The following is a 23,951-nucleotide window of genomic DNA, read 5'->3' as shown; positions in this document are numbered from 1 at the left end:
TCCCCGATCGGATCGGCCGCCCCCATGACCTGCTCGTCCTCGGATGCGCCCAGCGCGTCATCGACGCGCGCCTTGAGTACGCCGCGGCGAAACCGGTGATCGTCCCGGAGACGATCGTGATCGATCACGGCAGGGTGTTCGTCTCCGAGACGTTCCTGACGGCGTGTCGGACGCTGGGCGTCTCGGTGCAGCCAGCGCGGCCGGCGACCCCGACCGACAAGGGCGTTGTCGAGCGGACCTTCTCCTCGATCAACACACTGTTCTGCCAGCACGTCGCTGGCTATGTCGGGTCGAACGTTACCGAGCGGGGCGCCGGTGTCGAGGCCGTCTGGACCCTGCCCGAGCTCGACGACCTGTTCGCCGAGTGGATCATCGCCTGCTGGCAGACCCGACCCCATGACGGGCTGCGCACCCCGTTCCTGCCCGAGCGGGCGCTGTCCCCGAACGAGACCTACGCGCTGCTGGTGGGGCCCGGTGCGGCTATCTGCCGGTCTGCCTGGACGGTGACGACTACGTCGAGCTGCTGCCGGTGGAATGGCGGAAGATCAACGACTATGGGATCCGGATCGACTACCGCACCTACGACTGCCCGGAGCTGGGCCCCTACCGGCGCCAGCCGTCAGGCGTCGAGCTGCGCGGTGGTCTCTGGGAGGTCCACCATGATCCCTACGACCTCTCCCATGTCTGGGTCCGCGACTCCCGGGCGGGCGGTTGGATCACCGTTCCGTGGACCCGGCTGGGGTCGGTGTCGGCGCTGTTCGCGGACTTCACCTGGCGGCACGCCCGCGCGCTGCTGGCCGCCCGCGGCCAGGACGACACCGACGAGCGGGCCGTCGCCGCGGCCGTCGAGAACCTACTGACCCGCGCCATGACAGGCCCCGACCGGCGGGTCGCGGCACGAACCCGCGCGGCGGCGACCTCCACGCCGATGCCACCTCCATGAACCTGACGGCCCGGGTCCGAGCCCTGCCGATCACACCGCCGCCGATGTCCGGCGAGACCATCGGCTCGTTCCTGCACCGCCTCGCCGACGACAACCGCACCACCGACGGCTGGCCGCCCGAAGCGCTGCCCCGACTCGCGGCCCTGACAGGCAGGAACGTCCTCACTCTCCAACACGCGCTGCCCGCGCTACGCACCGTCGGCACCAACGCCCCCAGCCATCCACGCGCCAACATCCCCAACCGGCCCGTCCGCCTGGCCTGCCGCCTCTGCGCGGCCCGCCGCGGGGCCCACGGAGTCGTCCTGCGCCGCACCGCCGACCACGAATGTGTCTGCCCCACACACCGGCGCTGGCTGAACACCGGCGAGCAGCTCGGCCTCACCGCGCTCCCCGAAGTGCTCCAGGCCAACAAGCGACACCGCCGTATCCCGCGAGGCCACGACACCGATTACCTGCAGGCCGCGCAGCTGACCAGCGGATGGTATTTCCAGACAGACGGCCCACCCGAGCTCCGTCACCGCTGGGACCGCCGCCTCGCGGCCCTACCCACCGACCCGTTCGGCGATCCCTACAGGCCCTCCCACGCACGCGTCGAGCTCGTTGCCTATCCCGAGAGCGTCACCCTCGCCAGCCTGTTCGCTTCCGCACACTGGCAGGAGAGCGACCTCCTACCCGCCGAAGCTGGCCGCCGCCTCGGTATCCCGTGTCCCGTTCAGGCGAAGATGACGAGCCGGAGGGCCATCGACCTGAAGTCCGTCATCTTGACGTGGACGATTTGACCTCAGAGCGTCCGGGTTAGTTGGCGGATTCGGTGGATCTTGGCGGCCGAACGGCTTCTGGTCGAAGTGGTCGCGGACGGCAAGCGGGACGTGCTGGAGGGGCGGCTTATCCGCGTTGCTCTGGATGCGTTACGCATCGAGAACCAGCAACTCCGCGACGCGCTCGCACACGTCCACGGTCAACTCCGAGCAGCCCGAACCGATCTTGATGTCGAGGAAGGCTCCTGAGCTTCGGGATACCCTCGGCCCATAACGCGCCGGAACAGATCGACACAAGTCACGTGACACGCGCATAGCTTGGATGTTATCCTTGTGACCGATCCGGCTCGTCCTCGGCCCTGGACACGGCATTCCCCGAGGACCCTCTGACAAGGGCCGAGAAGCGTTTGCAGCGCCTACATCCCCGGCGGGCCTCCGGCGCCGATGTCATCGGTGTTCTCCTTGGCAATCGAGACGAGCCCTGTCCGATCGACCCTCATGCTGCTCGAGTACGCGCCCATGGTCTGATCCGTCAATGTCCTTTCAACCCAGAAAGCTGGACAATTGATGTTCATATGGCCCCGAATGACCACTGGACCCGAACGTCTCATGTTGGAGAGCTTGCTTGACCGCAACCGGCAAGCGCTCATCGACACCGCGCGAGGGCTATCCGAGACCGACGCACGGCGGCGCCTGGTCGTCTCACTGACCACACCGATCGGGCTGATCAAACACGCCGCCACCGCCGAGCGCATCTGGTTCCAACGCACCCTGCTCGGCCTGGACGAGTCCGCATGCGACGGCTACGCCACCGGTGACGACGGCAGTTTCGTTGTCGCCGACGGCGAAACGCTGGCCGACGTGATCGCCGAGTTTGAGCGTGCCAGCGAGCGTTCCCGCGTGATCGCCGCTGACTTCGAGCTCGACGACACCAAGGCGCACCCCCGCGCTGGCGATGTCAGCCTGCGGTTTGTCTACCTGCTCCTGATCGAGGATTTCGCCCGTCACGCCGGCCATGGTGACATTCTCCGGGAACAAATCACCGCTTTGGCTTGGACAGGATACCCGGACCGCGACCTGACCACCGACCTGCCTCGAAAAGGCCAACTACCGTGAGAATCAGGTCGCTGGCGTCCCAGAACACCTGTCTCACGCCTGGTCAGAACCACAAGCCCAGACATGATTATCGGGACTAACTCGACACGCCCACCGCCCGGCCCACACGACACACCGACCGGCCCCCGCGTATTCCCATCCGAAGCCGTCCAACCCCAGGTCAAGACTTGATCGCCAGACATGATCCTCGGGAACGGACAGTGGCTCGGTGGGCGCCGAGGTACAGCGGCTCGCCGGTACACGTCGGGGTTTCGCCCGCATCAGATCACGGGGCGTGATTACGAGGGTTCAGGGCGCATGGCGTTCGCGATGATCCGTGCCAGCCGGCCGGGCTGTGCGCTGTCCGCACGGCGCTGGTCCGCGAGCACTGCTGCGGACAGCAGGGCGACCCCGTCTTCGGCATCGACGTCGGCGCGGATCGCGCCGACTCTCTGCGCGGCCGAGAGCATGTCCGCGAAGGTTCGCAGAAAACGCTCCCGGATCTCGACGGGGACACGCAGTTCCTGGCCCGTGCTCGAGGTGAAGGCCTCACAGATCGCCGCGTTGCGACAAGCCTGCTGGGTCGCGCGCACCCAGAACGCGAGGAATGCCTCACCGGGGTCGCGGCCGGCCGCCAGCGCCACGGCCTCGTCGAGAAGATCGTTCAGACGAGCCGCCGCGACCTCGGCGAACAGTGCCTCCTTGGTCGGGAAGTGCCTGTACACGGTCCCCGCACCGACCCCAGCGCGCCTGGCGATGTCAAGGAGCTGGGCGTCCGCCCCCTGTTCGGCGAACAGCTCCTCGGCGGCCGCGAGGACCCGTGCGCGGTTGCGGGCCGCGTCGGCACGCAACCGCGGCTGGCCCGAGGGACTGCTTGAGGTAGTCGACAAGCGGGTTCACGATTCCGTATCGTAGAAGCGGGTTTACCAACCCGATTCTACCGTCCTCCCGAGGAAGCCACCGCATGATCACACCTCGCCACGGCCGGATCCTGATCACCGCCGCGGCCGGCCGCCAAGGACAGGCCGTGAGCAGAGCATTGCTAGAGCGGGGGTGGCCCGTGCGCGCCCTCGTGCGCCACCCCGAGGGTCCGGCAGCCGCACACCTGGCCGAGGCCGGCGCTGAGATCGTGGCCGGCGACTTCGACGACCTCGGTTCGATCAAGGCGGCACTCGACGACGTCTACGGCCTGTTCCTCTACCAGCCGGGGTTCATGTCGCCCGAGATCACCCCCGATCTAGGACCGGACAGTGAGCTGACCCGGGGGCGCGCCGTGCTCGGTGCCGCGATCGCCGCGGGAATCAAGCACCTCGTCTACTCCTCCGCGCTAGGCGCCAACCTGGGTCTCAGCCCACTGCATGCCCCCAAGCGGACGCTCGAGGCGGAGCTGGTCGAGTCCGGACTACCGAGCACGATCATCCGGCCGGTCGGGTTCATGGAGAACTACGCCGGCCCCGGACGCGGCCTGCAACCCGACGGAACGATCAGGACCCCGGCGCCACCGGACGTCGTCGAACAACTCATCGCGGTCCGCGACATCGGCGTGTTCACCGCACTCGCCTTCGCCGACCCCGACCGATTCGTCGGCGAGGCATTCGAGCTCGCCGGCGACGAGCTCACCGTGCCCCAGATCGCCGCCGCGATCTCCAACGCCCTCGACCGGACCGTGGGCTACAGCCAGATACCGATCGAGGAGATCCGTCAAGCCGATCCCGACCGCGCGGCGTCGCTCGAACGCCTCTACAGCCTGAAGCCCCCACGCGCCGACATCCGCGCTCTGCGCGAACAGTACCCGGGACTACTCGACTTCCCCACCTGGCTCGAGACAGGCAATGGGGCGCAACAAATCAGCGCCTACCTCCAACCAGCCGACCGAACGTAAGGGCGTGACCTACACAGGCTCACCCTGCGGGCTGCCGAACTGGTTTCGCACGGTGCCGGGTCGGCCTGGCAGATGGTCCGGCGGCGTCGGCGGACCACGAGGGGCTCCGACGAGTGCGGCGCGCCCCACCCCCAGCCCTGGCCAACAACGACAGCGGTCGGCGCGCCTGCGCTGGCCAACTACCGTGACCTACCTGCTCGGAGTGGCCATCCTCATCCGATTCCTACAGGCGGGATCCGGCTCGCCGGCGAGAGACCCCCTCCACCCATGCAGGTAAACGATCAAATCCCCGGCGCCGTTACGGGCTCCGTTACGGGTTCCGACGAAGACGGAGGGGGAGTCGGCAGATAAACGCCCAGCTCAGCGGGGTCGTATCCCCTTCCGATGGCTGTCCAGGCTCCCCTGTCAGAGACCGATGATGTCGACGGGGACGGGCGGGGCGGGGGTCACCGTGCGCGAGCGCGGCAGGCTCACACCCGCTACCCCCGCCAGACTGGCCCCACAGCCCCAAGGAGCCCCGTGACCACCCACATCAACCAGATCCTGCGGACCGGCGCCGCCGGCAGCAGCAGATCGTCGACGCTCTGCAGGACGGGGTCCGGGGAGGAACGGGGCAGGGAACAGCGGTATGGCGTTCAGTTCCCTGAACAGGGGCGTGTGAGGCTGCGCGGGTGCGGGATGACTGGTGGGCGCGGTTCCGTCGGGAGCGGCGGGTCCTGGCCCGGGTGCGTCGCGCGGCGTGGCGGTTGGAGCAGGCCGAGCGGGAACGCGCCTGGGCGTTGGCGTCCGCCCGCGCCGCGGGGGTGTCGGTACGCAAGGTCGCGCAGGCGGCGGGGCTGTCGGCGACCCGGGTGCATCAGCTGACCACCGGCACCGACGTGGACGCTCTGGCCGCCGAGCTCGGCGGGTTGCGGGCCGCCGGCTGGCCCGCGCCGGAAGACCCGGCCGGCAGCGACGACGAGGAGCTGTCCGGCCGGGAGCAGGTCGCCGACCGGCTCGACGACGAGGTCGGCTGGATCCGTCGCTGCGCCGACTGGCTCGATCACCTGGACGGCGAGTCGTATCCGCCGGCGGCCAGCATCCGCCCGGAGGGCGACTGGCCCGACACCTGCATGGTCGTGGTCGGGCTGCCCCGGGTCGCGGCGATTCTGCGCCGCGTGGCCTACGACGTGGAGGAGTTCGCCCGCGCCCGCCGCGTCGACGATCTGCAGGCCGCCGCGGTCGGTGACGACCCGCGGGCCGAGCACCGCCGGCGGATGGCCGAACCGGATCTGGATTTCCGGGAGTTCTGCGAGCGCACCGGCACCCCATGGCGCTCCACAGACCAGGGTGAACGGGCCTGGGCCGCCTACCAGGCCGAACGCCACCGCCTCACCCGGCCGCGCCCTACCTCTTGCATGTCCGGTCACTTCGCCTCGGCCGCCGGGCGTGACCGAGGGTGAGGGAGGGGGCCGTCGAGGGGCCCCGGGATCCCGTCGAAGGCTTCACCTTCCGGCTCGTCAATATCCGCTGACCAGCATCGGCGCGCGGCGCGACTTTCACGAGTCCCGGTTCCCTCACCCCGCCGCTTTACATCCTGTTACCGGCCCTCGAATGCCGTGGGGCCGTTCCCGTACGCCGGTCGCCCCGATACGGAGAACTTCCTTCGACGTCTGGCACCATCGTGCTACCCTTCCCTCTGGAAGGAACAAGGGCGCGAAACAAAAGATTCATCATTATCGCGCGAGCGTCGTTCCGTTCACATTCCCACACTGCGCGGAGGAACCGTGAAGACGGTCAATATTCTCGTTGTCGTCGATGTCGAGGGTGCGCTCGCCGGCTCGCTGGGCGACAATGTCTACCTCGTCGACACGAACAAGCACTTCGGCTCCAGCGGCGAGGGCCAGGAGGGGCTGAGCACCGCCTGTCGTGACGGGCAGCTCGTCGCCTGGAACGTCGTGCCCGTGTCGCCGTCGAACGACGTGCAGATCGCCGAGTTCACCGGCCAGATCATCAACGACGGCACCTGCGTGCCGAAGCTGGTCAGCACGCCGGACGGCGACTACTGGGAGGGCCGGGTCGAGGCCCGCGGAACGACCGGTTACCAGCAGTACTCGCTGGTTCTCACGATGGACGGCACCCGCGCCACCTTCGACCCGTGGCTCCTTATCAAGGAGTAGGGACCCGGTTTTGTCGACCGGTGAACACCTGGTTTCAGCCCCGGTGTTCCGTTCTGTGTGACCGCCGGTGTGGCCTGGTCGGGGGTCGAGACTGGCAGAGTCGCGTGTTCAAGTGGCCTGTATTCGCCAGATCACAGCCCTTGACCGTTACTAACAGTTAGGTGCTGGCACTGGGACTGGCGGGGCGGGTTCTACTCGGGCAGGAGGTCGCGTGGCAGCGGCTGTATGCCCGCGCTGCGCAGGACCTGTTCGACGAAGTCGCTCCTGGCGTTGGTGTAGGCGTTGCGGTTGTCCCGATGCTCACCGGCGAGGCGCCTCTTGAGGTCCGCGTAGTCGTCGCGCAGGCTGGGGTCGGCGCGCAGCGCATCCCGGAACGCCGGCAGCGCTGTGGCGTGGGGTGGCCGTGCTCGGCCACGTGCAGATGGTGGGTGCGGGCGTCGGGTCGCGGACGTAGGAACCACAGCTGGTAGTGCCGGCACGGGTCATCCGGCCAGAACAGCCAGCCGTCGGCTTCCAGCACCGGCACCGCGGCCCGCGCCTCATCGAGCGACCGCACGGGGGCGAGAACGTCGACGACGGGCTTGGCAGGCATGCCGGCGATGGAGGTGGACCCGATGTGTTCGACCGTGACGGCCAGCCACGGAGCCAGGAGGGTCGAGATCGGTCCGGGTTCCAGGCGGTGCCCGCTCCTGGTCGTCCCGGGGACGACCAGGAGGGCTGATGGTGTCCGGTCAGGCTGCAGGCTGTCGAGGTTGGGGGTCGCCGTAGTGTCCGCCGAAAATCGGGCGGATGTGCCTGACCTGCGGTGATCCCGAATGGCCGTGGCGGGTCGGTGGTGTCGTTCTCTTGTAACAAAGTGAAGCCGATGCCACGGCGTCGCAGGTCGCCCATAGTGATGGTCGGAAAGCCATGGATAGCATCCCAGCGGCATGCTGCCGGGAGACGGAGAATCCCACGACGACGCCGAGGGCAGCGAGGGACAGCGTACTGGATGTTGCTGGTCAGGGCTGGAGGACGTAGCGACCGCGCACCCCGCCCTTCGCCATGGCCCGGTGGGCGTCGGCGACCTGGTCCAGCGGCACGACCGTGTGCACTCGGGCCGGTAGTTCGCCTGACGCGGTGCGGGCGAGCAGGTCGCCCAATCGCGGGCCGTCGGGGTGCGTTACCACGGCGGCTACGGTGATCCCGCGCTCCGTGGCCGGCACGGCGTTCGGCCGGACGCCGACGAACGCCCCGCCGTCACGGACCAAGGCGAGACCCTGCTCCTGCAGTGCAGCACCGTCGGCGACCGCGTCCCAGCCCGACTCGGCTCGCGTGGTGAAGCCGGCGCCGAGGCTGCGGACGAACTCCTCGTCCTCGGCTCGGGCCAGGCCGGTCACCCGCCAGCCGCGGTCCTGCGCGAGCGAGGCGACGTACCCCCCGGCCGCGCCGGCCGCCCCGATCACCAGCAGCCGGTTACCGCCGGTGGGCGCGTCGCCGAGCAGGTCGACGATCTGCGCCGCAGCCAGCCCATTGAGCGGCACCGTCGCCGCCGCGACCAGGTCCAGCCCGTCGGGCACGACGGCGAGGTCGGCGGCCGGCACGACGAGCTGCTCGGCGTAGGTGCCGAAGTCGCGGTCGAACCCAACCACCAGACCGGCGACCCGGGTACCGACGGCCAGATCCACGCCGCGGCCGGTGGCTACGACGATGCCGGCGAAGTCCCAACCCAGGCCGGTACGCTCCGGCTGATTGATCAGCCCCATGGTGTGGAAGAAGCCACCCGCGACCCCGATGTCGACGGGGTTGACCGGCGCAGCGGCGATCTCGACCCGGACCTCGCCGGGCCCGGGCTCGGCAACGGGAACGTCAATGATCTCGATCGAGCCGGGTCCGCCCGGGGTGCGCACGACGGCGGTGCGGAAGGTGGACATGCTCATGGGTTCGCTCCCTGTGGGCTTGTGTTCGGCGGTCATCCCACATCACTATTGGTGGGTAACTCTCCACTAGGAAGTACGCACCTCAGAGTGCGTAGGGCACCGCCCGGTAGGAAGGAACAGTCGATGCCAACACTGACGGCAGCCCAGAAGCGCGCACAGGCGCAGGCGGACTACGACGCGTTCCTGGCACGCTGCCCCAGCCGCCAGCTACTCGACAGGATCTCCGACAAGTGGGTGACGCTGGTCCTGGCGGCTCTCGGCAGCGACGGCCCGCACGCCCCTGGCAGCAACCGTGTCGGCGAGCCGCGAGCGATGCGCTACTCGGAGTTGGCCCGCCGGCTGGCCGGGGTCAGCCAGAAGATGCTCACCCAGACGCTGCGCTCCCTCGAGCGCGACGGCCTTGTCACCCGCACCGTGACGGCGACCGTGCCGGTCACCGTCACATACGAGCTGACCGACCTGGGTCTCTCGCTCCACCACGTGGTGCACGGCATCAAGGATTGGGCCGAGGCGCACATGGGCGAGGTGCTCGCCAATCGAGAGGAGTATGACACTCGCGTCGCCTGAACGCTGACCATCAGCGCAGCGGAGGCCGTCGCCTCAACCCCTCCTGGACCCTCACCAGGCCATCGGCGTCTCACGGGCCGGTCTTGCCGGCCCCTGGCTCGGGCTGACGGTCCGACGGATCGTGCCCCACGATGGTTCCCCGCGGGGTGATGCGCCGGTCGGCGACCAGGCGCAGCGTGACCGCAGCGGCGTGCAGCATCGCTTCCTGGAGCACCCAGGCGAGCTGTTCGTACGGGCGCCACACGTTCAGGCCCGCGCGCCCGGGACGCCCGGTGGCCTGCCAGACGCGCTCGAGTAAGGCGTGGGAGCGGGTGTCGACCTGCGAGGGCGCGATGGTGAGCTCTTCCAGCAGGGTGCGCAGCAGCCGGAACCACACGCCGACGTGCACCGTGACCGGAACAGGCTCGTCGACGACGTCATCTGATGGCCGACGACGAGGAGCATGCCGCCCGGCGCCACCCACGACGCCAGCCGGCGGACGAACGCCTCAGAGGATGCGGGCACATCTCGCCCTAGGTGCTGCTGGTGAACGCCTGGGCGGTTTCCAGGAGAACCTCGTCGAGCGGGGTAGGAATGAGGTCGAAGGTCTGCGCGGTCAGGGAGGCGTCCAGGAGGCAGGGCCGCTGGTACTGGTACTGCATTTCCCACATCTGCGCGACGATCGGATCGGCCAGGCCAGCGTTGTGCAGGTCCAGCGGCGACATGCTGACCAGGTGCGGTGCGGGCGCACCGGTCAGTTCGGCGAACCGCGTGGCCACCTGGCGTACCGAGACGTCGGAGATGGGAGGCACATGCCAGGCCCTCCCCCACGCCCGCTCGTCCCGGCTGAGGGTGACGAGCGTGCGTGCGACATCGCCGGGGTAGGCCCAGCTGTGCGGTGCGTCCAGGTCCGCCGGAACGGCGACGGTCTTGCCGGCCAGCACCGACGGTGCGATCAGCAGATTGAACACCGACAGTTGGCCAGGTCCGATGAAGTCGCCGGGCCGCACCTCGGCGAATCGGATCCGGCCCTCGCGGTGGGCGGTGAGGGCGTCCTCCCACATCTGCGCCCGGACCCGTCCCTTGATGGTGGTCGGCGCCATGGGACGGTCCTCGGTCAGGGGTGCGTCAGCGGGTCCATACCCGTAGGTGTTGCTCAGGTTGATGTACCCGGCGCCGGTGCGCTCGGCCGCGCTGAGCAGTGCGGTGGCCAGCGCCGGCGTCTCCACCGGCAGCATGTTGTAGGCCGGTGTGGCGCAGTTGAACAGGGTCGTGCCACCGTCGGTCAGCGTGGTCAGGCGGTCGGCGTCGCGGGCGTCTGCGGCGATCCGCTCGATCAGCGGATGCTCGGGCCCACCGCCGCGTCGGCTGAGTATGCGGACGCGGTCACCGGACTCGGCGAGCAGGCGCGCGGTGGCGATTCCGGAGGCGCTGGTGCCGACAACGACGTGGAGTGGCATCGAGATCCCTTTGATAGGTGACGGGCGAAAGCGGTTTATGTGGTGCTCAGCCGAGGGCGGCGAGGTCGACGGCGTCGGCCATGGCCCGGTATCCGGTGTCGTTGAGGTGGAGGTGGTCACCGGAGTCGAAGGCTGGTTTGAGCCTGTCCGGGGCGGAGGAGGAGACCAGCGCGCGGTCGAGGTCGAGGACGGCGTCGTACTCGCCCGAGGTGCGGATCCAGGTGTTGATGGCAGTGCGTTTGGCCTCGCTGCGTGTGGTGGAGAACGCCGACGGTTTGGCGGGCATCACGGTGGCTCCGACAACTCGCAGGCCGGCGGCGCGGCCCTGTTGGATCATGTCGCGATACCCGGCGATGATCTCGTCGGCGGAGACATCGGTGTACGGCGCGAAGACCGGGAACGGGGAGGCCTCGGCCACCTCGCTGATGCCGATGTCGTTGATGCCGAGCAGGATGACAACCGTCCCCACGCCCGGCTGGCCAAGGACATCACGCCGGAACCGGGACGTCGCGCTGACACCGAGCCATCCGGAGTCGACCGTCACCCGGTTGCCGCCGATGCCCTGGTTCAGCACGGCGCGCGGCCGACCCGCCGCGGCCAGCCGTTCGGCGAGTGCGTCCGGGAAACGGCGGTTGGCGTCCGGGCTGCTTCCCGTACCGTCGGTGAGGGAGTCGCCGAACAGGACGATGCCGGGAGGGCGCGCCGGGCCGCCGGTCACGTCCAGCCCGCTCAGGTAGTACCAGGACTGTGAGGTCTCGGTGAACACCGTGCCGTCGGCCTCAGCCCGCTGGTCCCCGGCGCAGCGGTAGCTGGTCGCCATGGCCTGGGCGTGGTACGTCGCCGGTCCGGTCGGCGCGGCCAGGTACAGGCTGACGGTCACCGGTTCCAGGCCCGCCGTCTTGAAGGGCACTGGGTCGCTGGCGTATTCGGCACCGGCCGGGACGGTGAACGTCTGCGTGCCGTGGACGGTGAGGTGGCGCAGACTGTCCGCCCGGACGGCGGCGCCGCCCGTACTGAGGGCGATCGTGGCTCCGGCGATCGTGAGCGGAGCGGTCCCGTAGGCGTTCGACAGTCGGACCCGGACGGTGTCGCCGCCAACGCTGAGCCGGACCACCTGGCGGACGGTCTGGTGCGCAAAACCCCACTCGGACCAGTTCGGGGCAAAGCCGGCCCCCGGACGCTGCGGCGAGGTGGTCCAGGCCGCCGTCCAACTGCTGGTGGCCGGGGCGGCGAATGAAGCCGTGGCGTGGCTTGCGTCGGCCGTCATGGTGGCCGAGCCGGACTGTCGGTGGGGCAGGGCAGACACAGGTCCTCCTCCGGAAACGGTGGGTGACTCATCGGTAGTCACTCACCGTAGAGCTCCGGAACTGGACGCTGAATATCCTGCCGTCTGCATTTATTGTCTGAGCGTCTGATCAAGCTGCACTAGGGTAGCGACATGGACGTACTCGGCGATGTGCTCGCAGCCATGCGCGTGGGGCGGCCGTATGCAGGGCGCACCAAGTGCTGGGCACCGTGGGGGGTGCAGTTCCCGGCCAACAACTCGGCCTGCTGCCACGTCGTTCTCCAGGGCACGTGCCATCTGATCCCCCCGCACGGCGCGCCGTTGACGCTCGGCGTCGGCGACGTGCTGTTCACCGCCCCGGGGCACGGGCATGTGCTGGCGGACCGGCCCGGCAGCCCGCTCATCGACTTCCGCCCCGCCCGCGACGACGCATCCCTCATCACCGAGCTCAACATCCCCGGACCGGGCGCCGCCACGGAAATGCTCTGCGTCTGCTACAGCTTCGATGACATCCGCACGCATCCGCTCCTGGCCAACCTGCCGCCGACGGTCCACCTGCCCGCCCGGGCCGGGCACCACTCCGCACTCCGCGCCACCGTCGACCTCATCGGCGACGAACTGCAGTGCCCGCGCGTCGGCACCGAGGCGATCCTGGCCCCGCTCGTCGACATGCTGCTGCTGTACGTCCTGCGGGCCTGGGTCAACGAGCAGTCCGGCCACACCGCCACCGGCTGGGCCGCCGCCCTCACCGACCCGGCCATCGCCACCGCGCTGCACCACATCCACCAACGCCCCGAACACTCCTGGACCGTCGAAGAACTGGCGACCCGGGCCGGCGTGTCGCGCGCCGCCTTCGCCAAGCGGTTCACCACCGTCGTCGGCCAACCACCCCTGGCGTACCTCACCTGGTGGCGGATGACGACCGCGGCCCGGCTGCTGCGCGGAACCGACGCCCTGCTCCCGACCGTCGCCGAACGCAGCGGCTACGGCTCGGAGTACGCATTCGCCAAGGCGTTCAAACGAGAGTACGGCATCCCCCCGGGCCGCTACCGGCGACAGCGGCAGACGAACTGGTGAATGTCCGAACTCGCGTGCACGACTGAGGTGAGCGTTTGGGGGTCGCCGTGGCATCCGCCGAAAATCGGGCGGATATGGCTCGATAGGTTCCCGAGCTGGGACCTTGGGGGCTCCAGCGGGAGGTTGCTGGGGCTACGCGGGTGTTCGCGGACCAGGAGCTGGAGGCGCTGCGGAAGTTCCCGGAGATCGGCCGGGAGGAGCTCTTCCGGTTCTTCACGCACTCGAGCCCGGACTGGCCCGGGCCGGCATGGAACTGTTCCGCCGCCTGTCCGCTGGTCGCTCAGGGCTGAGCTGGTCTGAGCTGGATGAACAGGCTTTCGGCGTCGGCGCACAACGTGTCGCCGTCGAACAGGCGACCGGTGAGAAAGAGTTTGCGGCCCTCGACGCGGTCGACCGTCGCGTCCAGGCGCAGCGGCACGTCGACACGGGTCAGCGAGCGGAAGGTGACGTTCAGGTACACCGACCGGGCGAAGGGCCGCCCCATGTTGGCCAGCATGGCCAGCGCCTCGTCGAACGCCAGTGGTAGGGCGCCGCCGTGGACCGCCCCGTTCACGGTGAGATAGTGCCGTCCGAACGTCACCCGGCCCGAGGCCCGCTCGCTGTCGCGGACATCCCAGATCAGGGCGGGTGCCATCGTCTGACCGCGGCCGGGGAGGTCCAGACGGAGCCCGGTCGGCCTCGCGGACTCCGGGACGGTGAACGGTGCCAACTGCGCGCTGATCTGCGCGAACTGATCGGCGACCTGTGTCACCACCTCGGACGGCGGCCGAACACCGGCGACGACGTCGAGCAGGTGACGCAGGTTGTCCACGAAACGGCCGAAGTCCGGGCCACCGGGCAGCTCAACGTCCTCGGTGTCATCTTGCGCGGACACGGGCGGAACATCGGGGGAAGTCATGAGGGGTTCGGTCACCGTCCCAGACTCCCAAAAACACTTTCGGGATGTGCGACCCAACATCAAGATCAACGGGGCGAAGTCGAACCCTTGATGCCCGGTACGAGGCCCGGGACCCGGGTCCGTGCTGTTCCTCAACCAGCAGGGCGGCCGGCTGTCCACCGCCGGCGCCCACACCACCATCGCCGCCGCAGCCGGCCCCGACGAGAAGACCACCGCCCACGTCCTGCGGCATACCTTCGCCACCAACCTCGTCCGCGACGGCGCCGACCTCGTCATCGTTGCCGAACTCCTCGGCCACGCCCGCACCGACACCGCCCGGATCTACACCCTGCCCACCGAGAACGACCTCCAAGCCGCCCTCGACCGCGTCACCGTCGACTACTGACCCCACCCTCCCTACCTCGGGGGTCGAGGAGGATCCGTACCGTCGTTGGCGCTAGCGATGATCAAGGGGACTTGCGTCAGGGAGCTTCGGGGTCGGCGAGGGTGTCGAGGACGAGCTGTCACCAGGTAAGAGATGCGTTGACGGCGAGGTGGGCGTGACGGGCTCGGAGGCCGGTGCGGGCCGTGGCCGGTCCCGTAGCCCTTGTTGCGTAGTTCCGCGAGGCCGTCGACGATGCCGGAGACCGAGCCGAGGATCTTCTTGACGGGGTCGCTGCTATCGGGCCCTGGGACAAGCGAGGACGGGTGTAGTCCGAGTGCTTCCTGCGCTTCCCGCGCGAGTGCGGGCAGTTTCGCCTTTTCGTTGATAGGCCGTCCGAGTTCGGTCAGAACGACTTTGGCGGTGCTCTCGACGAGTTCCTTCGCGCTGCCGATGGCCTGGGCTGGGTCGTCGATAACCGCTCGTTGGATGCGGTCGAGGTGCTCCCGGATCGCCGAGGGGTCTTTGAGGTTCGCGAGCGAGTCGACGGTCAAGCGGGGGCCCGCGGGGGTGATGTGGCCGGTGTCCTTGTCGATGAGGTACCCGTCGCGGCACAGGGAGTTGAGGAACCTGTCCGTGTAGGGGGCTTCGAAGCCGTGGAGCAGCCACTCAAAGACGCGGAGCACCCGGATGACGTGGTGGGGGTCTGTCCAGTCGACGGCTTCGAGGTACTCCTGGGTCCGGGTGCGCCGCACGCTGCTGTCCTCGTAGGTGCAGGTGGTGCTCGGGGCGAAGCCCTCGTCCTGGAACGCCCTGTCGATCTCCCCGTACGTGCTGTCGGTCATGAGGCTCCGGAACAGGTTGCGGGTCTGCCGACTTACCAAGTCTGCGCTCACGCCGCACCGTCTCGTGTCGCGCCAGCGATGGCCGGTCGCTTGCCGATGCTGGCGGGGTCGAGGTGCCCGTAGACGGTGGAGCGGGGGGACGCCGAACATGTCGGCGATCTTGCTGACGGTGTGCTGGCCGGCGTCGTAGAGCTGCTGGGCGAGCGCGGCCTGGTCGGTGGTGAGGCGGGGTCGGCGGCCGCCGGCGCGGCCGCGGGCACGGGCGGCGGCGAGGCCGTCGCGGGTGTTGGCGACGATGAGCTCGCGCTGGTACTCGGCGAGCACGGAGAGCATGCCGAACATGGCGCGGCCCTCGGGGGGCGGCTTCTCGCGATCGCCCTGCAGGCGCTGCGGCTGGGGGCCAGCGTCATGCTCGACTACGGGCTGTGGGGCCGCGACGAACGCTCGGCGCTGCGCTGGCTGGCACGGTCGGCTGGGGCCGCCAGCCAGGTGGTCTACCTTCCCGTGGACACCGACACCCAGCTCGCCCGGATCGCACACCGCCAGGCCACGGCACCGCACCAGACGTTCCCGATGAGCGCCGCCGACGTGGACCGATGGCGTGAGCAGTTCCAGGTACCGGACGCCGCCGAGCTCGACGGCGGCGAGATCCCTGGCCCACCGCCCGGCTGGCTGGACTGGGCGCAGTGGGCGGCCGAGTACTGGCCTACCTGCACCGACAGCTAATGGCTGTCACCGACCAGTCACCGCGGCGAAGCCGGACGGTTCCTGCTGCTGGCTCATGGACCTGTCTCCTCGTCGGGCTCATCCTCGGGGCTGCGCAAGGGCCGCAGACCGATTCCTTGGGGCGGTGGGGAGGGCGAAGGCCTGCCCCAGCGGGGTGGGGTGGCCGTCGCGGCCGAGCATCCGCAGCACGTCGTAGGCGCGGACCTGCCCGGTGACCAGGGAGCCTGCGACGCGCAGCAGGTCGGCCCAGTGGTCGAGGATCCGGCGCAGGTTGACCTTGTTGCGGGCGATCGCGTTCAGCGGCCCGTAGTCGCCGGCGGGGTCGCCGGGCCAGGTGGCCCGCCAGCAGCGGGTGTCGCCAATGTCGGCGATCCGCGGGGAGAACCGGTAGCCCAGCAGCCGGAACACGCCGAAGACCAGGTCGGAGTAGGACGCCTCGTCGGTCGCGACGACCTCGGGTTTCGGGCCGGCGTCGAGGTTGAGCAGCACGTCGAGGATGTGCAGGCTGTCGCGGGGCGTGCCGGGCACGACCTTCGCGCCGATCCGGCGACCTGGTCGTTGACCGCGTTCAGCCAGGTCAGGCCCCGCTTGTAGCCGAAGTACTTCGGTGACGGCCCCGCGTTGAGGGTGCGGACCGGGACGACGAACCGCAGCCCGTCGACGGAGGCGAGCAAACCGCCGCCCCACACCGCGACGATCGGGATCCGGCTCTGCGCATCGATGAGGGCGGCGTTCGCCGCCGTGTGGGTCTCGGCCCGCAGGTAGTTCTGGTCCACGTGCGAGAGCCGCCCGCGGGTGAGCGCCTCGTCGTTCGGATTCATCACCGGGGTCAGGCCCACGTTGCAGGCCTCGGCGACCAGCAGCGCCGAGGCCGAGAGCGGGAGGTCCCGTATCCGCGCGGCCGCTCCGGAGACGTGGACGTAGGCGTCGAGGAACCCGGTCCAGGAGTGGACTTCCAGCAGCAGCTCGGGCAGGTCGACGCGGGGCAGCATCGCCGCCGTCCGCGCACGCAGCGCCTCCAGGCTCGCTGGAATCTCCAGCGCTTCGAGGCGTTCGACCGCGAGCCGCATGCGGCTGTCGCCGTCCCGGCCAACAACCGGGCCCGCGGGTCGCCCCACCGGTGGGACGGCACGGCGTAGACGTCGCGGACCCGCAGCGCCCGGTGCAGCTGCTCCAGCACGCAGATCACATAGGCGTCGCGGTCGATCGCCCCGTCGGGCAGGTCCGGGTTGGCGTAGACCGCACGTCGCCACATCGGCGGCACCAGGTCGCCGTCGATCTCCTGCGCCGTCAGCGGCTTGGCCTTGACCCGCCGGGCCGCGAGGCCTGGCAGCGCGCGCACCGCCTCCAGCACCGGCTGGCCTGCCGCGGCGGCGGCCAGCGATGACTCGCCCAGCAGCGGCAGGAACGGGCGGACCGTGCGGTACCGCTCGGCGAGCGCGACCCGCATCGCCGCGTCCGCCGAGCCGTCGTCGTCCGGCACGAGCTCCTCGACGACGGCGATCGCGCCGGGCGACCCGCTCCCGCGGCGCCACCGCCTCCACCGCCGCCCAGGCCGCCGCGACGTCCACATTCCGGCCGCGGGTCGCTGCCGCGTCGAGAACGTCCACCCGGGCGCGGCCGGCCAGCGCCAGCACCCGCGATGCCTGCTCCAGGCGGGGCAGCCAGCCCAGCCGTTCGGCGTTCGACGCCTGCCGCGACGGGTTGATCAGCTTCGTGGCCATCAGCAACGCGAACAGATCCAGCGCGTCGTCGACCACGACCGCGTCCAGATGCCGCGCCACCGCCAGCAGTGTCGCGGTCCGCCGCGGCTCGGCCAGCTCCGCCAGGCTCGGCGCCTTGCTCGCCAGCCCGTACCGGGCCAGCGAGGCCAGCCGGTTCGCCGGCACCACCGAGCAGTCCACCCGCCGTACCCCGAGCCCGGCCAGATCAGCCGCCCGGTCCAACGCCTTGACCAGCGCCGATCCCGACGCCCGGGTCGGCGCGCGCCGCCACTCCTCCAACCGCGACACCCGCCCGCCCGGCGGCACCGTCAACGCACCAACCAGCACGCCCGGCAGCATCGGATCAGCCGCGGCGACCGCCTCAGCAAGCGTGGCGTGCATCCTGCCCGCCGCCGCCTCGCGGACGGTGTTGACCAGCCGGGTCAGCACCGTGATCCCCGGCAGCAGCACCCGCTGCCGGCGCAGCCAGCCGACACCCTCGTCGAAGCTGAGCGTCGCGATGCGCGCATAGCCGGCGAAGGCGAAGAACAGCAGGCCGGCGGCCTGCGGGAGACCGGGCCACAGGCTGGGCGATGCCGGCCCCGCCGGGCCGTCGCGGCCGGGTGGGGGAGAGGCGGCCCGGCTCCGCGGCGCCACTGGTGACGCAGACGACCACGACCACGACGAGCACGGCCTGCGGGTACAGCGCCGCCAGCCGGGCCGAGGAGGTGGCGTTGCAGTAGGCCACGATCGCCACCGGTTCGCTCCACGTCCCACCAGACTCTCAAGATAGTCAACAGTGTTGACGCGCGGGCCCTGCACAAACGATCAAGAAAACAACCAAATGCACAATTGATCAAAAACCTTCCTCTTCAACGAAAAACCTTCGATTGAGAGGGGTTATCGATCATGAAACGGGCTTCGAGTGTCGCTATGATCGCCTTCGCCGTGTCCCTCCGGGGCCGCCTCGCGCGTGGACGAAGGCCGCCGCGGCCTTCGTCCACGGCCATGATCGGTCCTCCCGGTCGGGCGTGGGCCTGCTTAACATAATGTGCATTATCGGCGCGGTTTAGGGAGGGGTGTTCGGCCCCGTTCGACCTCCACGTGCCGCCGGGGCCCCGCCTGCTGGGCGGTGTTTGGTCAGGTGCCGATGTAGGCGGCGAGGTGTTCGCCGGTGAGGGTGGAGCGGGCGGCGGCGAGGTCGGCGGGTGTGCCTTCGAAGACGATCCGGCCGCCGTCGTGGCCGGCGCCGGGGCCGAGGTCGATGATCCAGTCGGCGTGGGCCATGACGGCCTGGTGGTGTTCGATGACGATGACGGACTTGCCGGAGTCGACGAGCCGGTCGAGCAGGCCGAGGAGTTGTTCGACGTCGGCGAGGTGCAGGCCGGTGGTGGGTTCGTCGAGGATGTAGGTGCCGCCCCTGTCGGCCATGTGGGTGGCGAGTCTGAGTCGTTGCCGTTCGCCGCCGGAGAGGGTGGTGAGTGGCTGGCCGATGGTGAGGTAGCCGAGTCCGACGTCGGCGAGCCGGTTGAGGATGGCGTGTGCGGCGGGTGTGCGTGCCTCGCCGGTGCCGAAGAACTCCTGGGCGTCGGTGACGGACATGGCGAGGACTTCGCTGATGTCGCGGCTGCCGAGGTGGTGGTTGAGCACGGAGGCTTCGAACCGTTTTCCGTCGCATTCTTCGCAGGTGCTGGCGACGCCGGCCATCATCGCCAGGTCGGTGTAGATGACGCCGGCACCGTTGCAGGTGGGGCAGGCGCCTTCGGAGTTGGCGCTGAACAGTGCGGGCTTGACACCGTTGGCTTTCGCGAATGCCTTGCGGATCGGGTCGAGCAGTCCGGTGTAGGTGGCGGGGTTGCTGCGTCGTGAGCCGCGGATGGCGGTCTGGTCGATCGAGACGACGTCCGCGCCGGCGGGGATCGATCCGTGGATGAGGGAGCTTTTGCCGGAGCCGGCGACGCCGGTGACGACGACGAGTACGCCGAGGGGGATGTCGACGTTGACGTCGTGCAGGTTATGGGTGGTCGCGCCGCGGATCGGGAGCTGGCCGGTGGGGGTGCGCACGGTCGGTTTGAGGGTGGCGCGGTCGTCGAGGTGGCGGCCGGTGAGGGTGCCGCTGGTTCGTAGCCCGGCGAGGGTGCCTTCGTAGCAGACGGTGCCGCCGGCGGTGCCGGCGCCGGGTCCGAGGTCGACGACGTGGTCGGCGATGGCGATTGTTTCCGGCTTGTGTTCGACGACGAGCACTGTGTTGCCCTTGTCCCGCAGTCGTAGCAGCAGGTTGTTCATGCGCTGGATGTCGTGGGGGTGCAGGCCGACGGTGGGTTCGTCGAAGACGTAGGTGGTGTCGGTGAGCGAGGAGCCGAGGTGGCGGATCATTTTGACGCGCTGTGCCTCGCCGCCGGAGAGGGTGCCGGAGGGCCGGTCGAGGGAGAGGTAGCCCAGGCCGATCTCGACGAAGGAGTCGAGGGTGTGGTGCAGCGCGGTGAGCAGGGGTGCGACGGATGGTTCGTCGAGGTCGCGGACCCAGTGGGCGAGGTCGCTGATCTGCATGGCGCAGGCGTCGGCGATGTTGGTGCCGGCGATGCGGGAGGAGCGGGCGGCTTCGCTGAGCCGGGTGCCGTCGCAGTCGGGGCAGGTGGTGAAGGTGACGGCCCGGTCGACGAAGGCGCGGATGTGTGGCTGCATCGCTTCGCGGTCTTTGGACAGGATCGATTTCTGGATTTTCGGGATGAGGCCTTCGTAGGTGAGGTTGACGTTGTCGACCTTGATTTTGGTGGGTTCTTTGTAGAGCAGGTCGTGGAGTTCGGTCTTGGTGTATCGGCGGATGGGTTTGTCGGGGTCGAGGAAGCCGGAGCCGCCGAAGATGCGGCCGTACCAGCCGTCGGCGCTGTAGCCGGGGATGGTGAGGGCGCCTTCGTTGAGGGATTTGCTGTCGTCGTAGAGGGCGGTGAGGTCGAAGCCGGAGACGGCGCCGCGGCCTTCGCAGCGGGGGCACATGCCGCCGGTGCGGGTGAAGGTCTTTCGTTCGGTTTTGCTGGTTCCGCGTTCGGTGGTGATCGCGCCGCTTGCCCGGACGGTGGGGACGTTGAAGGAGAAGGCGTTGGGTGAGCCGATGTGTGGACGTCCCAGCCGGCTGAACAGGATGCGCAGCATGGCGTTGGCGTCGGTGGCGGTGCCGACGGTGGAGCGGGGGTCGGCGCCGAGCCGCTGCTGGTCGACGATGATCGCGGTGGTGAGTCCGTCGAGGACGTCGACTTCGGGTCGTGCGAGGGTGGGCATGAAGCCTTGGACGAAGGCGCTGTAGGTTTCGTTGATCAGTCGCTGGGATTCCGCGGCGATGGTGCCGAAGACCAGGGAGCTTTTGCCTGAGCCGGAGACGCCGGTGAACACGGTGAGTCGGCGTTTGGGGAGTTCGACGCTGAGGTCTTTGAGGTTGTTCACGCGGGCGCCGTGGACGCGGATGAGGTCGTGGCTGTCGGCGGGGTGGGGGGCGGGCGACTGCGGGTCCGTCCTCGTGGCGTTGCTCATGGTGTCTCCATCGTGCTGGCCAGCCGGTGGCGACCACCAGGTCGCCACCGGTGTCGGGCGCGGGGGTTGCCGCGTGGCGGCTGTCCGGGTGTCGGGTCCTGGCCGGGTTCGCCGGCTGGTTCAGCGGTGTTCCTGGTTCAGCGGTGTTCGTTGATCCGGACGAGGTTGCCGGCGGGGTCGCGGAAGGCGCAGTCGCGGACGCCGTAGGGCTGTTCGGTGGGTTCCTGGACGACTTCGGCGCCGCGGGCCTGGATCTTGGTGAAGGTGTCGTCGAGGTCGGCGGTGGCGAGGATGACGTGGGCGTAGTTGCCCTTGGCCATCATCTCGGTGATGGTGCGGTGCTCGTCGTCGGTGATGCCGGGGTAGGCGGTGGGTGGTTCGAGGACGATGCAGGTGCCGGGCTGGTTGGGGGGTCCGACGGTGATCCAGCGCATGCCGTTGTAGCCGACGTCGTTGCGGACTTCGAAGCCGAGGGTGTCGCGGTAGAAGGCCAGGGAGGCGTCGGGGTCGTCGTGCGGGAGGAAGCTGGTGTGGATGGTGATGTCCATGGCGGTCACGCTAGGTGCGGCTGGGTGAGCGCGCTTCTCGATTCCTGACCGGTCTGGTGATCTGTTTGGCGATGCAGGAGGGCATGCCGGCGGTGGCCGCGGCGGCGTGGCGGCGGTAGGCGCTGGGGGGCATGCCGACGAGTTCGGTGAAGCGGCTGCTGAAGGTGCCCAGGGAGGAGCAGCCGACGGCGAAGCAGACTTCGGTGACGGTGAGGTCGCCGCGGCGTAGCAGGGCCATCGCGCGTTCGATGCGCCGGGTCATCAGGTAGGCGTAGGGCGATTCGCCGTAGGCGAGGCGGAACTCGCGGCTGAGGTGTCCGGCGGACATGTGTGCGCTGCGGGCGAGCGCCTCGACGTCGAGGGGCTGGGCGTACTCGCGGTCGATGCGGTCGCGGACGCGGCGGAGGCGGGCGAGGTCTCGGAGGCGCTGTGTCGCGGCGGGACTGCTGCTCACCTGCGGGATGGTGCCATGTCGGGGTGGGGGTGCCAGTGCCAGGTCCGGTGTGGTGGGTGTGGTTCGTGGTTTGTGTGGGGTTGCGGGCTGCCGGGGTGGTGTCCGGCAGCCGGTGCGGGATGGGGTGTGGCCGGCCTGGTCGGGTTGGTCAGCTGGCGTGGTGTTTCAGCTGGCGTCGGTGTTGTCGAGGTCGAGGGCGAGGCTGTTCATGCAGTACCGCTGGCCGGTGGGGGCGGGGCCGTCGTCGAAGACGTGGCCGAGGTGGGAGTCGCAGCGGGCGCAGCGGACCTCGGTGCGGGTCATGCCGTGGCTGCGGTCGGTGATGAGGGTGACGGCGTCGGCGGTGACGGGCTGGTAGAAGCTGGGCCATCCGGAGCCGGAGTCGTATTTGGTGTCGGAGGTGAACAGGGGGGCGGCGCAGGCGCCGCAGCGGTAGGTGCCGCTGGTCTTGTCGTAGGTGTAGGCGCCGCTGAAGGGGGCTTCGGTGGCGGCCTGGCGCAGGATGGCGTAGCGCTGGGGGTCGAGGAGCTGGCGCCATTCGGTGTCGCTGCGGACGACCTTCTCGTCGGTGTCGGTGTCTGTGGTCGGCTGGTCGGTCATGGGATGTCCTTCCTGGCGTGGGGTGGCCGGCGGGTGGGTGTCCCGGTTTCGGCTGGCCGGCGGGTGTGGTGTTGTGTGCGGGCCGGGTGTTCCTGTCTGTGTGCTGTGTGGTGGTCCCGTGGTGGTCAACGCGGCGGGCGGCCGGTTTGTTCTGTCATGCGGCTGGTGCCGCGGTGCCGGTTCGGGTGTTTGTGGGGTGGTGGCGGGTGAGGGTGGTGGCGGCGAGGGCGACTCCCCCCGCGGCGGCGGCGGCCATGGCGGTGCCGGCGGCGGGTGGGAGCTGGCGGCGGGTGGTGGCGTGGGTGAAGACCGCGGCGTCGGCGGCGTCGGCGAGCAGGCCGGTGAACAGCCATCCGCGGGTGGGTGCGCCGGTGAGCTGGGCGTGGAGGAGTCCGGCGCCCAGGGCGAGGTCGCGGATGCCGGCGAGGCGGGCGAGCCAGGCGATCTTCTCGGCGGTGACGCGGTCGACGCCGGTGGCGCGGATGATTCGGACGGGCCTGGTCAGGGCGGTGAGCCCGACGGTGGTGCGGGTGAGGCCGTTCAGCAGGATCGGAGCCCGGTTCGTCACGCGCCGTGTATCCTTTGCAGTCGGTGGAGCACACAGTGTGATCGCGATCTCGTTACCTAGCCTTCCGGGGTGGGAACGACTTCGCTTGTCCGTACGTTGGACTCGGTTGAGGTCCACACGCCACGACGCTCTGAGGAGTCATATGGGCGAGCGCATTCTGCGGGGCAGCCGTCTCGGTGCAGTGTCCTACGAGACTGACCGCAGCACGGAGCTTGCCCCGCGGCAGACAGCGTCGTACGACTGCCCGAACGGTCACCAGTTCACCATGCCCTTCGCGGCCGAGGCCGAGGTGCCTTCGGCGTGGGAGTGTCGCGTGTGTGGGGCGGCGTCGGTGATCGTGGACGGTGAGCGGCCGGAGCCGAAGAAGAGCAAGCCGCCGCGTACGCACTGGGACATGTTGATGGAACGTCGGACGACCGACGATCTGGAGGAGGTGCTGGCCGAGAGGCTGGCGGTGCTGCGGGGCACGGGGGCGGACAGACGGTCCGCCTGAGGGTGTGAACGGTCCCGGGTCTGCCGGTTCGCGGTGCCGGTGAGGCGCGGGTAGGTCGGAAACGTGGTCGTTGGGGTGGCGCGAGCCCCGCACTCCCACACAC

Annotated in this window: 24 protein-coding genes and 3 pseudogenes; 13 read left to right on the top strand and 14 right to left on the bottom strand. The window is 69.5% G+C overall.

The window, feature by feature from the left end; translation table 11 throughout:
• Positions 1 to 59: 59 nt before the first annotated feature.
• The 4 genes and pseudogenes from MXD62_RS40690 to MXD62_RS13460 all read left to right on the top strand — a co-directional run.
• Positions 60 to 913: pseudogene (locus MXD62_RS40690) on the top strand (Mu transposase C-terminal domain-containing protein); the annotation flags it as partial.
• A gap of 26 nt (positions 914 to 939) precedes the next feature.
• Positions 940 to 1,722 (top strand): hypothetical protein, encoded by a 783-nt coding sequence (locus MXD62_RS13470; RefSeq protein WP_248829613.1) that lies wholly within the window; start codon positions 940 to 942, stop codon positions 1,720 to 1,722.
• 39 nt (positions 1,723 to 1,761) lie between these two features.
• Positions 1,762 to 1,950 (top strand): hypothetical protein, encoded by a 189-nt coding sequence (locus tag MXD62_RS13465; RefSeq protein ID WP_248829612.1) that lies wholly within the window; start codon positions 1,762 to 1,764, stop codon positions 1,948 to 1,950.
• A gap of 318 nt (positions 1,951 to 2,268) precedes the next feature.
• On the top strand, positions 2,269 to 2,817 hold the full coding sequence (locus tag MXD62_RS13460) for a DinB family protein (protein WP_308301251.1): 549 nt from the start codon (positions 2,269 to 2,271) through the stop codon (positions 2,815 to 2,817).
• A 278-nt stretch (positions 2,818 to 3,095) separates the two neighbouring features.
• Here MXD62_RS13460 and MXD62_RS13455 read toward each other — a convergent pair whose 3' ends face one another.
• Positions 3,096 to 3,686 carry a TetR/AcrR family transcriptional regulator gene (locus MXD62_RS13455; RefSeq protein ID WP_248829610.1) on the bottom strand — a complete coding sequence of 197 codons (591 nt, stop codon included), beginning with the start codon at positions 3,684 to 3,686 and terminating at the stop codon, positions 3,096 to 3,098.
• A gap of 74 nt (positions 3,687 to 3,760) precedes the next feature.
• Between MXD62_RS13455 and MXD62_RS13450 the strand changes: the two genes are divergently transcribed.
• The 3 genes from MXD62_RS13450 (at position 3,761) to MXD62_RS13440 (ending at position 6,837) form a co-directional block, all read left to right on the top strand.
• Positions 3,761 to 4,678, top strand: a complete 918-nt coding sequence (locus MXD62_RS13450; protein ID WP_248829609.1) for an NmrA/HSCARG family protein — start codon at positions 3,761 to 3,763, stop codon at positions 4,676 to 4,678.
• Positions 4,679 to 5,349: 671 nt separating this feature from the next.
• The gene (locus MXD62_RS13445; protein WP_248829608.1) at positions 5,350 to 6,120 is read left to right on the top strand and encodes a hypothetical protein; all 771 of its coding nucleotides are present in this window, start codon (positions 5,350 to 5,352) and stop codon (positions 6,118 to 6,120) included.
• 324 nt (positions 6,121 to 6,444) lie between these two features.
• Entirely contained in the window at positions 6,445 to 6,837 is a 393-nt protein-coding gene (locus MXD62_RS13440; protein ID WP_248829607.1) for a hypothetical protein, read from the top strand.
• A 191-nt stretch (positions 6,838 to 7,028) separates the two neighbouring features.
• Here the strand turns inward: MXD62_RS13440 and MXD62_RS13435 are convergent.
• Both MXD62_RS13435 and MXD62_RS13430 read right to left on the bottom strand, forming a co-directional pair.
• Positions 7,029 to 7,429: pseudogene (locus tag MXD62_RS13435) on the bottom strand (GrpB family protein).
• Between the two features lie 409 nt (positions 7,430 to 7,838).
• The gene (locus MXD62_RS13430) at positions 7,839 to 8,756 is read right to left on the bottom strand and encodes an NADP-dependent oxidoreductase (RefSeq protein WP_248829605.1); all 918 of its coding nucleotides are present in this window, start codon (positions 8,754 to 8,756) and stop codon (positions 7,839 to 7,841) included.
• 123 nt (positions 8,757 to 8,879) lie between these two features.
• Here MXD62_RS13430 and MXD62_RS13425 point away from each other — a divergent pair, with 123 nt between their 5' ends.
• Positions 8,880 to 9,323 (top strand): helix-turn-helix domain-containing protein, encoded by a 444-nt coding sequence (locus MXD62_RS13425; RefSeq protein WP_248829604.1) that lies wholly within the window; start codon positions 8,880 to 8,882, stop codon positions 9,321 to 9,323.
• Positions 9,324 to 9,393: 70 nt separating this feature from the next.
• On the opposite strand, the gene MXD62_RS13420 is transcribed toward MXD62_RS13425, so the two are convergent.
• From MXD62_RS13420 to MXD62_RS13410, 3 genes are all read right to left on the bottom strand, one after another.
• The gene (locus MXD62_RS13420) at positions 9,394 to 9,711 is read right to left on the bottom strand and encodes a hypothetical protein (protein WP_248829603.1); all 318 of its coding nucleotides are present in this window, start codon (positions 9,709 to 9,711) and stop codon (positions 9,394 to 9,396) included.
• A 124-nt stretch (positions 9,712 to 9,835) separates the two neighbouring features.
• Positions 9,836 to 10,762, bottom strand: a complete 927-nt coding sequence (locus MXD62_RS13415) for an NAD-dependent epimerase/dehydratase family protein (RefSeq protein WP_248829602.1) — start codon at positions 10,760 to 10,762, stop codon at positions 9,836 to 9,838.
• A 46-nt stretch (positions 10,763 to 10,808) separates the two neighbouring features.
• On the bottom strand, positions 10,809 to 12,068 hold the full coding sequence (locus tag MXD62_RS13410; protein WP_248829601.1) for an SGNH/GDSL hydrolase family protein: 1,260 nt from the start codon (positions 12,066 to 12,068) through the stop codon (positions 10,809 to 10,811).
• Between the two features lie 132 nt (positions 12,069 to 12,200).
• On the opposite strand from MXD62_RS13410, the gene MXD62_RS13405 reads away from it, so the two are divergent.
• Both MXD62_RS13405 and MXD62_RS13400 read left to right on the top strand, forming a co-directional pair.
• A complete protein-coding gene (locus MXD62_RS13405) occupies positions 12,201 to 13,124 on the top strand; it encodes an AraC family transcriptional regulator (protein ID WP_248829600.1) in 924 nt (307 codons plus the stop codon).
• Positions 13,125 to 13,264: 140 nt separating this feature from the next.
• A complete protein-coding gene (locus MXD62_RS13400; protein WP_248829599.1) occupies positions 13,265 to 13,414 on the top strand; it encodes a hypothetical protein in 150 nt (49 codons plus the stop codon).
• On the opposite strand, the gene MXD62_RS13395 is transcribed toward MXD62_RS13400, so the two are convergent.
• On the bottom strand, positions 13,405 to 13,998 hold the full coding sequence (locus MXD62_RS13395) for a PaaI family thioesterase (protein WP_248829598.1): 594 nt from the start codon (positions 13,996 to 13,998) through the stop codon (positions 13,405 to 13,407). The two genes, MXD62_RS13400 and MXD62_RS13395, sit on opposite strands and share 10 nt — an antisense overlap.
• 145 nt (positions 13,999 to 14,143) lie before the next feature.
• Between MXD62_RS13395 and MXD62_RS13390 the strand changes: the two genes are divergently transcribed.
• Positions 14,144 to 14,407 carry a tyrosine-type recombinase/integrase gene (locus MXD62_RS13390; RefSeq protein WP_248829597.1) on the top strand — a complete coding sequence of 88 codons (264 nt, stop codon included), beginning with the start codon at positions 14,144 to 14,146 and terminating at the stop codon, positions 14,405 to 14,407.
• 11 nt (positions 14,408 to 14,418) lie between these two features.
• Here the strand turns inward: MXD62_RS13390 and MXD62_RS13385 are convergent, their stop codons facing one another.
• Entirely contained in the window at positions 14,419 to 15,552 is a 1,134-nt protein-coding gene (locus MXD62_RS13385; protein ID WP_248829596.1) for an abortive infection family protein, read from the bottom strand.
• Between MXD62_RS13385 and MXD62_RS13380 the strand changes: the two genes are divergently transcribed.
• Positions 15,439 to 15,954, top strand: a complete 516-nt coding sequence (locus MXD62_RS13380) for an AAA family ATPase (RefSeq protein ID WP_248829621.1) — start codon at positions 15,439 to 15,441, stop codon at positions 15,952 to 15,954. The two genes, MXD62_RS13385 and MXD62_RS13380, sit on opposite strands and share 114 nt — an antisense overlap.
• A gap of 132 nt (positions 15,955 to 16,086) precedes the next feature.
• Here the strand turns inward: MXD62_RS13380 and MXD62_RS13375 are convergent.
• The 6 genes and pseudogenes from MXD62_RS13375 to MXD62_RS13350 form a co-directional block, all read right to left on the bottom strand.
• Positions 16,087 to 18,146: pseudogene (locus tag MXD62_RS13375) on the bottom strand (Tn3 family transposase); the annotation flags it as partial.
• A 651-nt stretch (positions 18,147 to 18,797) separates the two neighbouring features.
• A complete protein-coding gene (locus tag MXD62_RS13370; RefSeq protein ID WP_248829595.1) occupies positions 18,798 to 21,185 on the bottom strand; it encodes an excinuclease ABC subunit UvrA in 2,388 nt (795 codons plus the stop codon).
• Positions 21,186 to 21,322: 137 nt separating this feature from the next.
• The gene (locus MXD62_RS13365; protein WP_248829594.1) at positions 21,323 to 21,733 is read right to left on the bottom strand and encodes a VOC family protein; all 411 of its coding nucleotides are present in this window, start codon (positions 21,731 to 21,733) and stop codon (positions 21,323 to 21,325) included.
• Between the two features lie 10 nt (positions 21,734 to 21,743).
• Positions 21,744 to 22,187: a helix-turn-helix transcriptional regulator gene (locus MXD62_RS13360; RefSeq protein WP_248829593.1), complete on the bottom strand. Its 444-nt coding sequence runs from the start codon at positions 22,185 to 22,187 to the stop codon at positions 21,744 to 21,746.
• 165 nt (positions 22,188 to 22,352) lie between these two features.
• Positions 22,353 to 22,787, bottom strand: coding sequence for a peptide-methionine (R)-S-oxide reductase MsrB (gene msrB / locus MXD62_RS13355; RefSeq protein WP_248829592.1), 435 nt, complete (start codon positions 22,785 to 22,787; stop codon positions 22,353 to 22,355).
• A 154-nt stretch (positions 22,788 to 22,941) separates the two neighbouring features.
• Positions 22,942 to 23,355 carry a hypothetical protein gene (locus MXD62_RS13350; protein ID WP_248829591.1) on the bottom strand — a complete coding sequence of 138 codons (414 nt, stop codon included), beginning with the start codon at positions 23,353 to 23,355 and terminating at the stop codon, positions 22,942 to 22,944.
• A gap of 142 nt (positions 23,356 to 23,497) precedes the next feature.
• Between MXD62_RS13350 and MXD62_RS13345 the strand changes: the two genes are divergently transcribed.
• Entirely contained in the window at positions 23,498 to 23,848 is a 351-nt protein-coding gene (locus MXD62_RS13345; protein WP_112104882.1) for an RNA polymerase-binding protein RbpA, read from the top strand.
• Positions 23,849 to 23,951: the final 103 nt, after the last annotated feature.

The sequence above is a fragment of the Frankia sp. Mgl5 genome (genome assembly GCF_023242985.1).
Taxonomy (GTDB): domain Bacteria; phylum Actinomycetota; class Actinomycetes; order Frankiales; family Frankiaceae; genus Parafrankia; species Parafrankia soli.
Note: the sequence above shows the minus strand (reverse complement) of the source record. Positions and strands in the feature narration are given on the sequence as shown.